Below are 14,840 nucleotides of genomic sequence, written 5' to 3'. Positions count from 1 at the left end.
ACCACCATTCTTTTTACAAAGAATTAAAACATTGTGAAATCCCAGGTCGATTAGCTCAGCTGGGAGAGCACCTCCCTTACAAGGAGGGGGTCACTGGTTCGAGCCCAGTATCGACCACCATTCTTTTCGTAAAGAATTAAAACATTATGAAATCCCAGGTCGATTAGCTCAGCTGGGAGAGCACCTCCCTTACAAGGAGGGGGTCACTGGTTCGAGCCCAGTATCGACCACCATTCTTTTTACAAAGAATTAAAACATTGTGAAACCCCAGGTCGATTAGCTCAGCTGGGAGAGCACCTCCCTTACAAGGAGGGGGTCACTGGTTCGAGCCCAGTATCGACCACCATTCTTTTATACCTCTTCGTAAAAAAATATCACCAATCTAGTTCATTTTAATCCATCAGTATTAAGCAGATTCTACTATCCTTTAGTATCTTCTATTTTTGGATGAATCCCATGGCTGACGTTAGTCAATCGGCTTCTCTTGCGAGTATTGCTGCCTACTTAAAACTTACGTATCAATATGATCAACAAACCGCGCTCGTGGAGGCGAAAGAGGTAATGAATAACCTTGTCCGGATGCGTCAAAAGGGCTTTATTACCGGATGGTACTTCGACGAGCATGGTCATCTAGAGCTACTCCCGAGCGATACCGTGATGCAACAAATAAACCCTAATAAATAATCCGCGTTCTGCGAGCAGTCACACCAAAGTTATACCAATTCCATTGAGGATATGCTCTGTTCAGAGCTTTCTCAGGACTTTCAATTCAAGGCGCATTGGGGAAAAATGGTTATTTCCTTTTGAGACAATGCAACGTAGCAGTGAAACTCCTGAGACGCTCACAACGTGCGGCTGATATTTAAGGCATGGGGAAATCACTTAATACAGCGCATGTGCCACTCGATATACGACTAAATGGTCTATTTTGTTCCATACAAAATAAGACATTCCGGCCCTCCTTGGCAGTCAGATGTAGGAGGTACGGGGCCAAAGATGGTCGAAGGTAGAATAATGCAGGAGCAATTATCGAGAGCGGAGCAGGATGCCAGAGACGAGAATAACCATTAGCGATAAGCCACTGACTTGTCTAAAGTGATTTAAACTCCCGCTGAATGAGCAATTCTTTATTGGAATTGGTATTATCTTTCCCTTTGTAGGATGCAGAGGCTTAAAACTGTACACCGACATTAAGCACTCACTCCTCCGAACCAACTAAACGTCCCGACCCACTAAGCAATTGTTATTTTGGATAGCTTAAAAATACAGCCTGCAACAAAATAAGCTGAATCTTCATAAGTAATCAGTTCAAACGTTCTGCTTCAATCAGAATCGAGTCACTCGCCTAGCTCACCTCAATTATTAAGTAAACATTTTAATTTACATAATTAACTAAACATGCGATATTCATTGCTCTCTTAACCAGCTGTAGATGAAATAGATGCCTATCGCCGAGCCACAAACCGAAGCTAAAAGAATACTGATGATCACTCTGATTGTGACTCTAATCAGTGTTGCTGGTATTGCTCTGCCCTACCCGATTTTAGCACCGCTTTTTGAACAAGGTGACAGCGCATTAAGCCAGTTCATGGGGCTACCTAAAGAGTTATTGCTTGGCATCGTTTTAGGCGTTTACCCGTTAGGTATTATTATTGGCAGCTCTTTTATTGGTTCTTTGTCAGATAGTTACGGAAGACGCAGACTATTAACACTCACTTTAGTAGGAAGTGGTTTCGGTTATAGCGCGACGGCATTCGCTGCGTTATCTGGTAACTTTGCCCTGTTCTGTATAGCGAGGTTGCTCACAGGAGTGTGTGAAGGAAACATTTCAATTGCCCGCGCAATAGCAGCAGATCTTCACCCTATTATCGACAAAGCACGTAGTTTCTCGCTCATCAGCGCCATGGGCTATGGTGGTTATCTTCTCGGCCCTCTTTTAGGTGGATATTTAATTTACTCGGGAATTGAAACTGTATTTGTTGTGGCTGCTTTGGCTTGTTTTATATGTGCTGGACTCAGTCATTTTATGATGCCAGCCACTTTAAACAAAACGATAAAAGCTCCCAGTCATTCATCTAGTCTTGTTCTGTTGCGGCAAACGGATCTACGACGATTCTTTATGTTGTACTTACTGCTAACGACTGGAGTCAATCTCTATTACGAATATTATCCTTTGCATTTAGTGAGACAGTTTAACTACACACCGGTTGATATCAGTTGGGCAACAGTATTTTTAACGGCTTGTATGATCTTTACTAGTATATGGGTAAACCCAATAATTCAACAAAGGATGTCACACGCAAGAGCAGGTTTAGTCGGAGTGATGTTATTTGGCTCAGCCCTGGTAGCCCTGCCTTTTATTGACAACCAATTTTACTTAATTTCTTTTGCGCTAATGGGCGCAGGTATCGCCATTTACAACGGTTTTTTACCCGTCTATTTGTCCAATTCATATCAAAATAATGCCCAAGGTCAGCTAATGGGCATGTTGGTCACCGTTTTCTGTTTAGGTAATCTTTTTGCTGCGGGGCTTGGTAGCGTATTAAGCATGATAGATGTTAAATGGAGTTTGCTTGGCGGCGCTTTAGTGACCTTTTTTGCCGCAGCGGTATTTTTTCACGGCCATTATAAAGCGCAGATATGGCCGCAACCAACGAAAGCGACAGCTGAAACTTAATACACGAATACTAATCTAATACATACACTAAACGATGAATGACAGGGGAGTTTTTGTCTCTGCTGGCGACAGCAATTTAGCCACCAGTACAGCGAGTATAGACAAACATAACATCGATCCCAGCACCACTCCTTGCCAGCCCCATTGCTGCCAAAACGGTAACAGATATGGCCCGCCAATAGCGGCACCAAGGTAATAACTACACAAATAAAGGGCTGTAGCTTTGGCACGATGTTGCTTAGCAATAAATGCGACCCAAGCATTGCAGCTGCTGTGGATAAGAAAAAAACCAAACGAAGAGATTAAAAATCCAATATAGATGGTGGCTACAGTATCAAACAGTGTAAACATAGTGCCTAGCATTAAAGCGCATACAGACGTACTATAAACCCGCTTAACGCCGTTATTCTTTATCCATTTTGCGCTGCGATATGATGCATAAGTACCACTTAAATAGGAGAGGAAAATTAAAGTTACCTCAAAAGGCCCCTGCATAAACGGCGTATCCATTAAATGCAGTTGAATATAGCTAAATTGATTGACCATCACCATAAATGCACTGCCGCCAATCAAGTAAATCAATCTCAGCTTAGGGTTCGCTAAATGGCTGTAGAACCCCTGTAAATCTGAGTGTATTGCCTCTTTGTTCAGTATCAACTTCGTCTTGGTAAACTGACTATCTGGCAATAAGCGAGTCGCGAGTAAAGTTCCCATTAATGATATGAAAGCTAACAACATCATCGCTTCCTGCCATTGCAGATACTCTGACATCACCCCACCGAGTAACCGACCAGCAATGCCTCCAATGCTGTTAGCCGCAATATAGATAGCCCCTGCCTTTAACAATACATGGCCACCTAATTCATCTTTGAAATAAGCCATCGCCATAGCAGGAACTGAAGCCAACAGTGCCCCTTGAACCATTCTCAAAGCGACTAACTGACTAAAGTCAGCAATAAATATGGCAACGATGTCTACTATCACCAGAAAATAAAGGCTGATCAGAATGGGCCGTTTACGACCTATTCGATCTGACATTACCGCAAACAGTAATAGTGAAAACGCCATGGTGAAACTTGTCACTGACAGCAGCAACGTTGCGTGAGATTTAGAAACTGAGAATGTGGCAGCAATCAAAGGCAACATGCCCTGCACTAGATAAAGATTGATAAAAATAACAATAGAAGCAATCGATAACCCGCCAATCAGCTTCAACTCTCTATTGCTATTTATCTGCTCTACTGTGCCGTTCATAATGGTAACTCGTTATAAAACCGTCTTAATGCAAATAGCATAGCAATTGAACTTCTATAACGATAATAATTAAAAACAACCATATTTATTGATTTTTGTTATGGAAAGTTCTGAATCAGATCCGCTAATATTGAACTGTTCAAAGGATGGTGATAGTCGTTAAATTTAAAAGTGGGTTCGCAATGGATATAAAACAGTTAAAGCACTTAGATGCGTTAATTACTTTTGGAGGTTTTACAAAAGCTGCGCAGCAATTGAATATAGCGCAACCAGCACTCAGCCAGAGCATTAAAAGACTAGAAGACTCCTTAGGTGTTACTTTAGTCGATAGAGGTGCTCATAAGCGTAGTAAGGCACTCTCACTCACTGCTGAGGGACGAGCACTGCATCAACACGCAAAGCTTATCATCAAAAATATGGCGCAAGCCGAAGCCCACATTAAATCGATGGCGAACTTAACTAAAGGGGAAATCAGAGTGGCGGTACCAGGAATGCTTGGCTCGTTCTACCTACCGAGTCGTTTAATGGCATTTAGGCATCAACACCCAGACCTTAAATTATCCCTGTTTGAAGGGGGCACCCGCGATACGCTAAAGATGCTTCAGCGAGAAGATGTGGATATCGCCATTATCACAGCCAATGATTTAGATGATAACTTTGAGAGCCACCTGCTATTAAAGGAGCAGATGGTGGTTGCTGTCGGTAAACATCACCCTTTAGCAGCGCAAGCTTCAGTGCCACTGGAACAGTTTTTCCAGCATGATCTCGTGCTGTTTAAGCAAGGTTACTTTCATCGAGAATGGATGCTTGAACAAGCCAAATTATTGGGTCTTAACGCCAGCATCGCATTTGAAACCAATCTGATTAATCTTATCAAACAGGTTGTAGCGCAAGAGTACGGGATCACGAGTGTGTTAAAGATGGTGATTGAGCAAGATGACGATATCCTATCGAAACCTTTCAATCCTCCCGTTTATTTAGACTTACATATCGCGTGGAAAAAACAACGCCCTATCAGCAAAGCCGATCGAGCGTTTGTCGATTTTCTAATGGATAATCGCTGAGGTAAACCATGCGCCTACCAGCAACAGTTAGCACAAGTTTAGCTTGCGTCGTGTTGATTCTCAGGCATAGCATCGATAAATACTTGCTGCGTTAAACAATGCGCATTAATCCGCACGATATTTGGGAATGGCGTCATATCCACTTTAAACCGCTCAGCATTGTATACTTGTGGCACCAAACATAGATCGGCCAAGGTAATGCTATCACCAAAACAAAAATCACCGCTGTATTGCACTAATTGCTGCTCCAATGCTGCAAAACCTTGATTCACCCAGTTGTGATACCACTGTGTTTTAGCGCTATCAGTTATGTCTAGTTCCGATGCCAAGTACTGCAGTACCTTAAGATTGTTTAGCGGGTGAACTTCACATGCTACAGTTAGCGACATAGCACGTACGATGGCTTTATCAAAAACATCGACGGGCAGTAATGGACTCTCCCTATAAACCTCATCAAGATATTCAATGATCGCTACAGACTGGCTTAATGCACGCTCTTGGCCGTTAACATCGCTAATAACTAAGGTCGGTACCAATTCCTGTGCATTTAGCGCAGTGTATGACGATTGATGCTGCTCTCCGCCATTTTTAACTAAATGCACCGAGATCTGCTCCGCGGTTAATCCTTTATGATTAAGCGCTATTCGTACACGATAAGCTGCGCTTGAGCGCCAGTATCCATACAGTTTCATCATATTTGCTCTCTCCATAATGCTTAAACAAAAAAGAGTTAATCCGCTACGAATTAACTCTCTTTTCTATTTAATTTAAAGCCCTACTGCAACTTAAGCTTTATATTCAACAACCTGCTGATCAATCGTGCCAAATATTGACTGGTTATTCTCATCCAGCATCTCGATACGAACGCGGTCACCAAAGCCCATAAATGGTGTCGCTGGCTTACCATCGGCAATGGTTTCAAGCATTCGAGTTTCAGCTAAGCAGCTTGAGCCTGCACTGCGGTCGTAGTTTGAGATAGTGCCTGAACCAATAATCGCACCAGCGCCCAATGGACGAGTCTTAGCAACATGAGAAACCAGTTGGCTAAAGTTAAACGTCATGTCCACACCAGCGTTTGGTCGGCCAAAAAGCTCGTTATTTAGATGAGTGATCAGAGGTAGATGTACTTTGCTATCTTGCCACTTTTCATTCAGCTCATCAGGCGTTACTGCGACAGGAGAAAAACTACTTGATGGTTTAGCTTGGAAAAATCCGAAACCTTTAGCCAGTTCACCAGGAATTAAGTTTCTCAATGACACGTCATTAACTAGCATAAGTAGTTTGATGTGTTTATCGGCATTTTCAGTGGTAACTCCCATTGGCACATCATCAGTGATAACTGCGATTTCTGATTCGAAATCGATACCCCACTCTTCACTTGCTAAGGGAATATCCGCTTTCGGCGCAATAAAGCAATCAGAACCGCCTTGATACACTAAAGGGTCTGTCCAGAATGTTGCAGGCATCTCAGCGCCGCGCGCTTTGCGAACCAATTCAACGTGATTGACATAAGCACTACCGTCAGCCCACTGATAAGCACGAGGCAGTGGTGATAGACATTTGGCTTCATCAAATGCGATAGCATTATCCATTAAGCCTTGGTTTAATGCATCATATAGCTCAACCAACTGCGGGTTCAGTAGCTCCCATGCATCTAACAATTGCTGCATAGTATGAGCAATAGCTGGCACCGCAACCGCTTTAGTTAGATCACGACTAACTAACATTAACTGGCCATCACGGCGTCCATTATCATAACTTGCTAACTTCATACTGACTCCTAATAAAATGTGGCTAGCTGACTAACTCTGCTCAGTTTCTGAGCTGTTGCAATCATGCTCTCGCCTTAATCTGCTCATAGAATGACTTAACTAGCGCAACAGGGGAATAGCGTGAGCTAAATCACATTTAATCGTTACGCGCTTTATATTGTAAACATATGATTACAGCCTATCTTAGATAGGCTGTAATTGGGCTTATTGGGCTGTTATTGCCGCTAAAGCAAGCAATCGCTGGCAATCAGTAGTTACAAGGCTTTATGCTTACTAATTTTGTATTCACGCAGCTTATTTGCGATTGCGGTATGAGACACACCTAACTTTTTAGCCAATTGTCGTGTACTTGGATAAGCTGGATACAAGCGACGCAATAAACTGGCCTCAAATTGCTTCATTGCCTGTTCAAGACTACCTTCGAACTGATGATCAAAATAGCCAAAACCTTCTGCGTAAGATGGTAACTTAAGCTGCTCTACAGTTAATTCTGCACTACCATCCCACATCGAAACCGCTCTAAATATGGCATTCTTTAGCTGACGAACATTTCCAGGCCATGCGTAACCGAGCAAATGTTCACGGCACTCGCCTGAGATGCGGCGAATTGGAATCGATAATTGCTGACTGTAATGTTCTAAGAACATTTCGGTTAGCGGGATCACATCCACTTTTCGTTCACGGAGTGAAGGAACATGGAAGCTCAATACATGAATTCGATAGTAAAGATCTTCCCTAAACTCGCCACTTTGACAAAGTTCAGCGAGATTCTTCTGTGTTGAGCAGATAATACGGACATCGCTACGTACCTCTTCATCGCCACCCACGCGTCTGAACGTGCCATCTTGTAAAAAGCGTAATAGTTTAACTTGAGCGGATCTGGACATCTCAGCAATTTCATCTAAAAAGACGGTGCCGCCCTTCGCTTCTTCAAAGAAGCCACGCTTAACCACGCTACCATTACTGACGAAACCAAATAGCTCTTCTTCTGCGGCGCTATCAGGCATCGCCGCGCAGTTGATTGCAATAAACGGCTGATCGCGACGCATACTGGCATCATGACAAGCACGTGACATTAACTCTTTACCGGTACCCGTTTCACCAGTGATCAATAACGGTGCGTCAAGCTGAGCCATTCTGCGCGCTTGTACTAACACCTCTTTCATCTTGTCACTGGTGGCTAATACATTCTCAAAACCTGTCGTTTGGTTTTGCAGCGCATTAAATTGTTTACCTAAACGTGCTGGAGATTTCAGAGATACTACGGCACCTGCAAGGATCGGATTCTGACTGCCGTCTGGTAAATAAATAGGTAGCATTTCAGCCAGATATTCATTCTCGCCGATATTGACTCGTGTAGCTTGGGCAAGCACTGTGGCTTCACCAAGCCAGCGACTGAAGTTGAAACCTTGTACCCAGTGGCCAATTGATTCATCCAAAATTTCATGCTCTGCCATCCCTATAATATGCATGGCAGATTCATTAACGATACGAACACGTCCTTTAATATCGAGTGAAAATACTGAATCTGGCAGAGTCTTCAGCAGAGTTTTGAGCGCATAATGTTCCTGCTCAGAGGGCATAAATGACACTGTGCGTACATCATGAACGCCCTCAACTTTGCGAATAAGTGGCAGTAATTCACTGAGAGTATCAAAGCTAACTTCAGCAAATTGCAGATACAGAAAACCTTGGTTGCTCGCATCGATAGCGAACAAGTTGATCCCATAATCTTCCATTATCAATAATATATCTTTAGCTAGACCGACTCGGTCCAAACAGCTGACTTCCAAGCGCATACTATTGCAGTTCCCTTTTGTAGATAGTCGTTATTGGGATAAAACCAATTGCATTAATTATTCGATTATTTTCCCATCAATTCAGAGACGTGATGGATAGAAAATACCTACCGCGCATAGTCGAAAAGTTACCTTAAATCATCAAATAGTTAATAAAACTGAAATTAGGCAAATGGCTATAAATCTATAAGTTAGAGTCTGAAATTTTTACAAAAAATCAATTCTATTCAATAGACCGAGAAGTCGATAAGCATAATTCGCCTATACGTTAGAAGGTTATGGCAGTTGTGGCAAGACTTGTTTACAGCAGATTTGTAACATAAAGAAAATAAACGCGTGCTAGGGGCTGTTGATCTTTCACTGTTGTTTTTGCCGCAGCTTATTGGCTATTTTGACAAGGCGGAGGCTATGCCGTTTAGTTATTCTCCACAAATAGTCTACAACACAGTAAAAATAGCCAAGAAACGCGGCCCTTTGGGTTCGATTCAATGCTTCTATTACGGTGTTATGAGCTTTTCACTTAGCCAGCTAAGCTTTATCGCTCAAGCCTTGTACTAGAAGCATTATTCCTCACGGTAAAGAACCGAACAAAAACTAAGCTCGAAAGATCAACAGCCCCTAGTAACCCAGCACGCCAATCAATTAATCTAGCAAGGTATCTGTTTTAGCGGCCATAATAAAATCATTCTTATGCAAGCCCTTTATTGAATGAGACCACCAAGTCACTGTGACTTTACCCCATTCAGTCAAAATACCAGGGTGGTGGAAATCAGCTTCAGCAAGATCGGCCAACTTATTAGTAAATGCCATAGCCAATTTAAAATTCTTAAATTTGTACACACGCTCTAGCTGCATAATGCCGTCACGCACTTCTACCGTCCAATCAGGGATCATACGCACAAGTTCACCCAGTTCGGCATCACTTACTTTAGGCGCATCAGCCTGGCAAGCTTCACACTTCATTTGCGCTAATTCAGTCATTTTCTTTCCTTTAATTCTGTTACTTTTATCAAACTCAACGGATGATTTAACACTAATCAATATTAATGATCCATCTCACTGTATTGTTATTAACCCGCTTTAACTGGGTATGTTGCCTCGAATAAGCCAAGCTGCTTTGCTTTGTTAACCGCGCCCATAATATCCATCTCAGCTATTTTATCGAGTTCGCAGATATCATTTATTGCGTAGTAGATGGGCTGCATAATATCAATTCGATAAGGCGTGCGCATCACATCTACCAGATCAAAAGGTCTGATTTCAGGCTCGTCGCCCATCACAAATGCAGTTTCTCCTGGTGAACTTAAAATACCGCCACCATAGATACTCAAATCATTATTATTACCACGAATAACGCCAAACTCGACCGTAAACCAATACAACCGCGCTAAAAACACACGGTCTTGTTTACTAGCAGCGAGCCCCAACTTGCCATACAAATGGGAAAAGTGCGCAAACGATGGATTGGTCAGTAGTGGGCAATGACCAAAGACTTCGTGGAATATATCTGGCTCTTGTAAATAATCGAGCTCTTCACGGCTACGGATAAATGTCGCGACCGGAAATGACTTATTTGCTAACAACTCAAAAAACTTTCCAAATGAGATCAGCGCTGGCACAGCCGCTGTTCTCCAGCCGGTCGTCTGTTGAAGCACAGCATCAATCTCATTGAGTTGCGGGATCCTGTCGCTTGGTAACGCTAGGCGGTCTAATCCATCCATATAAGCTTGGCTCGCTCGGCCAGGTAAATTGACAAGTTGCCTCGAATAGAGTTCCTGCCAAATATCATGATCATTTTGTGGGTATTGTATAAAGCCGTTTGCATCAGGCAAACGAGCAGTATAGTTAGTCGCTTTGCTCATATTAGTAAAAACACTGGTAACGATTCCTGCCTACATAGTTAACCAAAGTTGATATTTTGTTAACTAGATCACAGTTTAAACTTTGATGCCTTAGCACAGTCTTATGTAATCCAAAGTTTACACATATACAACTTAGTGCTAAAAAAGCTTTTATTAACAGTATATTTGTTGTAAGCCATAATTTACAGGAACTAATCACACTGATGAATTGAGCCCGTATTAGCCTAGAAAAGCTATGACACTCATCATTCGAGCTAAACAACGCAGTACGTTTTCATCCAGACAGAAGCACAACGACAGAGTTGGTAGAGACAATTCCGAATAAAAACCGAGCGAATACCCGACAAAATTAGTAATTATCAAGCCGCTTTACCAAATTCAAAGCACACCTGATAAAAATTCAGTATAGAATAGTGCTACGGCGCTAATCCATTGATAGGAACAGTATGACTTCGTTAAAACGACGTAAGATAAAAAAGGCTGTTATCCCTGTAGCAGGTCTAGGTACACGGATGCTACCAGCGACAAAAGCAATGCCTAAAGAGATGCTGCCAGTGATGGATGTTCCTCTTATCCAGTATGTTGTTAAAGAAGCAATTGCAGCGGGTATTAAAGAGATTGTTTTAGTTACTCACGCCAGTAAAAACTCTGTCGAGAACCACTTCGACACCAGCTTTGAGTTAGAAGCCCATTTAGAGCGCCGAGTAAAACGTCAACTCCTTGCAGAAGTGCAAAGTATTTGCCCTGCTGACGTTACCATCATTAGTGTACGTCAAGCCCAGGCAAAAGGCTTAGGTCATGCGATTTTATGTGCCAAGACTATTGTTGGTGACGCACCATTTGCAGTGCTGTTACCTGATGTGATTGTCGATGATGCCAGCAGTAACTTAGCCAAAGATAACTTGGCACAGATGGTAAAGCTGTTTGATGAAACCCAAGTAGGCCAAATCATGGTAGAGGGTGTGCCTCACGATCAAGTTGATCAATACGGTATTGCAGACATCAATGGCAAAAAGTTACAGCCAGGGGAATCATTACCATTAAGTCAGCTAGTTGAAAAACCAGCGGTTGATGAAGCACCATCAAACCTAGGTGTTGTAGGTCGATATGTACTTCCCGCTGATATCTGGTCTTATCTAGCTAAGACCCCAGCAGGCGCGGGCGATGAGATCCAGTTAACCGATGCAATAGCGATGCTGATGGAAAATCAAACCGTTAACGCTTATTACATGCAAGGTAAGAGTCATGATTGCGGTAATAAACTCGGCTATATGCGAGCTAATGTAGAGCACGCTTTGCGCCACAAAGATATAGGCCCAGAGTTTGCTGAATATATTAAGTCTATCGCTAAAAGCCTCTAGCTCTTAAACAGGCGGCTCTTAAACAGATAGTACTTAAACAGATAAAGAATATTAGATTGCAAGGAAGGATTTACAGATGACAATTTTGGTAACTGGCGGCGCAGGTTATATTGGCACTCACACTGTAGTCGAACTGCTTAATAACGGCAGCGATGTGGTTATTCTCGACAACCTCAGTAATTCTAGCGTGACAGCGCTTGAGCGCGTGGAGCAGATCACTGGAAAGTCAGTCACTTTCTATCAAGGTGATATTCTCAACAAACCATTTTTGCAAAAGCTATTTACAGACCACGATATTGAATCTGTTATCCATTTCGCAGGGCTTAAAGCGGTTGGTGAATCTGTTGAGCAACCACTGCGCTATTATGAAAATAACGTCACTGGTACCATTGTGCTGTGTCAGGTAATGGCAGAGTTTAATGTGAAGAACATTGTCTTTAGCTCTTCGGCAACCGTTTATGGTGATCCGGCATCTCTGCCAATTACTGAAGATTTTCCCACGGGTGCAACCAACCCCTACGGCCAATCAAAGCTGATGGTTGAACATGTTCTTGCTGATCTGCACCATTCAGATCCGAGCTGGAACATTGCCCGTCTAAGATACTTCAACCCCGTTGGCGCGCACCACAGCGGTTTGATTGGTGAAGATCCTAACGATATTCCTAACAACTTAATGCCATTTATTACCCAAGTAGCAGTGGGTAAACGTGAGCAGTTAAGTGTATTTGGTAATGATTACGATACTGTCGATGGAACCGGTGTACGTGATTATATTCACGTTGTTGACCTAGCTGTTGGGCACCTTCGAGCACTTGATAAATTGCGCACAAAACCTGGATTGGTGACTTACAACCTAGGTACCGGCCAAGGTTACAGCGTGCTAGAAATGGTCGCAGCGTTTGAGAAAGCCAGTGGTACTGAGATTAAATATCAACTAGTGGCAAGACGAGCCGGTGATATTGCAGCGTGTTACGCAAACCCTAACAAGGCGCAAACTGAGCTTAACTGGCAGGCGATTCACACAATCGATGATATGGCACAAAGTAGCTGGCACTGGCAGTCCAGTAACCCCAATGGCTACAGTAATTAAAAGCCAAAACTATTTGTAAGCATTTGTTCAATATCGTTTTAACCAAGAGTAAAAGTCATGAGCAGCATCAATCAAAGTCGACGTCGTCTATTTAGCCGTAAAAAAAGTGATGCTGTTCATCTGCCTTGGGTAAAAAGTGATATCGCGTTTACCGATGAATGCACCCGTTGTGATAAGTGTATTTCAGCATGTGAAACTCACATTATCATTAAAGGCGATGGCGGCTTTCCTGAAGTCGACTTTAAGATTGATGAATGCACCTTTTGTAAAAAATGCGTAGAGGCTTGTCCTGAGCCTTTGTTTATCCAAACCGATGAGGCTCCTTGGGCTATTGCCGCCTCAATTCAAAATACCTGCATGGCGTATCAAGGTATATGGTGCCAAAGCTGCAAGGATGCCTGCGATGCAATGGCAATTAGCTTTACCATGGCGGTTGGCAAAGCGCCTCAACCTGTCATTGATACAGAAGCGTGCACAGGTTGTGGCGCTTGCGTTGCTCCCTGCCCGTCCGACGCAATACTGATAAAGCAGTGATTAATCATCGTATTTTTCGTGTTAAAATTTTTTACTATCAATAAGCTACTTTATTTAAGCCTAAAGCCAGCCTCTGCTTAATCGCTTCATAGCCAAAATAATGACATCAAGCGCCAAATATAAGTGGTTTTTAATTGCTTTTTTTCAAGGTAACATCAAGCAACCTTGACTAATAGCGACGCATTTATGTTTAAAAGAAAGAAAAGCGGTGGGCTCACTTTTATTGCCCAAGGAACCAAGCTAACAGGTGAAAGCGAATTCACTGCAGAGGCATTAGTCTCCGGTGAGCTTTATGGCGACATCCAATCAACAAACAACATTACTATTGAGCAAGATGGACTTATTGACGGCGTTTTGAATTGCCAAGAGCTAAGGGTGTCAGGCACTTTCCGCGGTAAACTACATTGTAATAAACTCAATATAACCAGTACCGGTATTGTTGACGGCGAAGTCACCTGTCAATCAATGGAAATTTTTGAAGGCGGTCAATTTATAGGAATGCGTGTCCGTGATGACATCGCCTTTCTACCTGCATCGTCGAAAGAAAAACTCGAAGCCGCTAACACAGAGCAGATTGAAGATGCACAGCTAACGGCTAACGGCTAACGCTTGGTCTAGACCAGTAATAACCTCGGCTAAGTTTATCACTGAATAAACTTAGCTCTTCATACCTTACTCATCGTTCTTCAGCATAGCTTGATGCTGATAACTTCTAAGTAATCTAATAAACTCTTCAGCAGGTCTATCTAACGCATCAGTGGCAATATAAAGGTGAAAACCTAAATGGTTGCCCAATATTCGGCATCGATGGCCAAACATCGCTAGCACCCCCTTATAACGGCTGTCATCTTCGATAAATGGGGTAAACTCTGTGCTCATTTGATTCTCTAACGTGGATAGGTCTTCATCTTGAGCAGAGATGGTCATCAGCAGCGGCCTTTGCTCAGTCAGCAAGCCGGAGGCTAATCTTAATGAAATGCAATCTAATACTGGTCCCACTGCTTTTAACTTAATACCAATATAAGGCAAAGTGATGGTTTCAAACCCTTGAGTGACTCGCGGTTGATCAAGGCGCTGAATATTTTGCCAACCTATTTGCACCTCGCCGCGTCGATGAAAATAGCGTATTCCGAGAGGATCAATACTCAATGTAACCTCTGGCTCTAATAATTTTGAAATACCCAGTACAGCGGCAATTGCACCAAAAGCGAAACATACGATGCCAGGGGCAAATAGATGGCTGCCGGCGAGGAAAAGCCCAATTCCAATAACTACGCCAATGATACCGATGAAAGTTAGGGTAAATCCATTACGTTTGTTAGGGGATTTGATGAGCAATGTTTGTGAATTCGATTGTTCCAAAATACGTTCTACTATTGGTTGATTCAAAGACGACTTACTAGCTGTTTTGGTGACAAAAACAACCC

14 protein-coding genes and 3 tRNA genes are annotated in these 14,840 nt (G+C 42.7%); 10 read left to right on the top strand and 7 right to left on the bottom strand.

The window, feature by feature from the left end; all coding sequences use genetic code 11:
• The first annotated feature begins 44 nt into the window (after positions 1 to 44).
• The 5 genes from K5R16_RS20480 (at position 45) to K5R16_RS20460 (ending at position 2,677) form a co-directional block, all read left to right on the top strand.
• Positions 45 to 120: transfer RNA gene (locus K5R16_RS20480), tRNA-Val, on the top strand.
• A 37-nt stretch (positions 121 to 157) separates the two neighbouring features.
• A tRNA-Val gene (locus K5R16_RS20475) sits at positions 158 to 233 on the top strand.
• Between the two features lie 37 nt (positions 234 to 270).
• Positions 271 to 346: transfer RNA gene (locus K5R16_RS20470), tRNA-Val, on the top strand.
• 110 nt (positions 347 to 456) lie between these two features.
• The gene (locus tag K5R16_RS20465) at positions 457 to 684 is read left to right on the top strand and encodes a hypothetical protein (RefSeq protein WP_220740040.1); all 228 of its coding nucleotides are present in this window, start codon (positions 457 to 459) and stop codon (positions 682 to 684) included.
• 757 nt (positions 685 to 1,441) lie between these two features.
• On the top strand, positions 1,442 to 2,677 hold the full coding sequence (locus K5R16_RS20460; protein WP_220740038.1) for an MFS transporter: 1,236 nt from the start codon (positions 1,442 to 1,444) through the stop codon (positions 2,675 to 2,677).
• 27 nt (positions 2,678 to 2,704) lie between these two features.
• Here the strand turns inward: K5R16_RS20460 and K5R16_RS20455 are convergent, their stop codons facing one another.
• Positions 2,705 to 3,931, bottom strand: coding sequence for an MFS transporter (locus K5R16_RS20455; RefSeq protein ID WP_220740036.1), 1,227 nt, complete (start codon positions 3,929 to 3,931; stop codon positions 2,705 to 2,707).
• 182 nt (positions 3,932 to 4,113) lie between these two features.
• Between K5R16_RS20455 and K5R16_RS20450 the strand changes: the two genes are divergently transcribed.
• Positions 4,114 to 4,995, top strand: coding sequence for a LysR family transcriptional regulator (locus tag K5R16_RS20450; protein WP_220740034.1), 882 nt, complete (start codon positions 4,114 to 4,116; stop codon positions 4,993 to 4,995).
• Positions 4,996 to 5,033: 38 nt separating this feature from the next.
• Here K5R16_RS20450 and maiA read toward each other — a convergent pair whose 3' ends face one another.
• The 5 genes from maiA to phhA all read right to left on the bottom strand — a co-directional run bounded on the left by maiA (position 5,034) and on the right by phhA (position 10,428).
• A complete protein-coding gene (maiA, locus tag K5R16_RS20445) occupies positions 5,034 to 5,687 on the bottom strand; it encodes a maleylacetoacetate isomerase (RefSeq protein WP_220740053.1) in 654 nt (217 codons plus the stop codon).
• A 93-nt stretch (positions 5,688 to 5,780) separates the two neighbouring features.
• A complete protein-coding gene (locus K5R16_RS20440) occupies positions 5,781 to 6,767 on the bottom strand; it encodes a fumarylacetoacetate hydrolase family protein (protein ID WP_220740033.1) in 987 nt (328 codons plus the stop codon).
• Positions 6,768 to 7,021: 254 nt separating this feature from the next.
• Entirely contained in the window at positions 7,022 to 8,566 is a 1,545-nt protein-coding gene (gene tyrR / locus K5R16_RS20435) for a transcriptional regulator TyrR (RefSeq protein ID WP_220740031.1), read from the bottom strand.
• Positions 8,567 to 9,208: 642 nt separating this feature from the next.
• Positions 9,209 to 9,547, bottom strand: a complete 339-nt coding sequence (locus K5R16_RS20430; RefSeq protein WP_020911805.1) for a 4a-hydroxytetrahydrobiopterin dehydratase — start codon at positions 9,545 to 9,547, stop codon at positions 9,209 to 9,211.
• 89 nt (positions 9,548 to 9,636) lie between these two features.
• On the bottom strand, positions 9,637 to 10,428 hold the full coding sequence (gene phhA, locus K5R16_RS20425; protein ID WP_220740029.1) for a phenylalanine 4-monooxygenase: 792 nt from the start codon (positions 10,426 to 10,428) through the stop codon (positions 9,637 to 9,639).
• 446 nt (positions 10,429 to 10,874) lie between these two features.
• On the opposite strand from phhA, the gene galU reads away from it, so the two are divergent.
• The 4 genes from galU to K5R16_RS20405 all read left to right on the top strand — a co-directional run bounded on the left by galU (position 10,875) and on the right by K5R16_RS20405 (position 14,019).
• A complete protein-coding gene (galU, locus tag K5R16_RS20420; protein ID WP_220740027.1) occupies positions 10,875 to 11,789 on the top strand; it encodes a UTP--glucose-1-phosphate uridylyltransferase GalU in 915 nt (304 codons plus the stop codon).
• A 76-nt stretch (positions 11,790 to 11,865) separates the two neighbouring features.
• The gene (galE, locus tag K5R16_RS20415) at positions 11,866 to 12,879 is read left to right on the top strand and encodes a UDP-glucose 4-epimerase GalE (protein WP_220740025.1); all 1,014 of its coding nucleotides are present in this window, start codon (positions 11,866 to 11,868) and stop codon (positions 12,877 to 12,879) included.
• Between the two features lie 57 nt (positions 12,880 to 12,936).
• On the top strand, positions 12,937 to 13,413 hold the full coding sequence (gene napF, locus K5R16_RS20410) for a ferredoxin-type protein NapF (RefSeq protein ID WP_220740022.1): 477 nt from the start codon (positions 12,937 to 12,939) through the stop codon (positions 13,411 to 13,413).
• Between the two features lie 186 nt (positions 13,414 to 13,599).
• Positions 13,600 to 14,019, top strand: a complete 420-nt coding sequence (locus K5R16_RS20405; protein WP_220740020.1) for a polymer-forming cytoskeletal protein — start codon at positions 13,600 to 13,602, stop codon at positions 14,017 to 14,019.
• Positions 14,020 to 14,085: 66 nt separating this feature from the next.
• On the opposite strand, the gene K5R16_RS20400 is transcribed toward K5R16_RS20405, so the two are convergent.
• Positions 14,086 to 14,802, bottom strand: a complete 717-nt coding sequence (locus K5R16_RS20400) for a DUF2982 domain-containing protein (protein WP_259649957.1) — start codon at positions 14,800 to 14,802, stop codon at positions 14,086 to 14,088.
• Positions 14,803 to 14,840 lie beyond the last annotated feature (38 nt).

Source organism: Shewanella sp. c952, assembly GCF_019654975.1.
GTDB lineage: Bacteria > Pseudomonadota > Gammaproteobacteria > Enterobacterales > Shewanellaceae > Shewanella.
The sequence above is the reverse complement of the archived record's forward strand: the minus strand, read 5'-3'. Positions and strand labels throughout refer to the sequence as shown.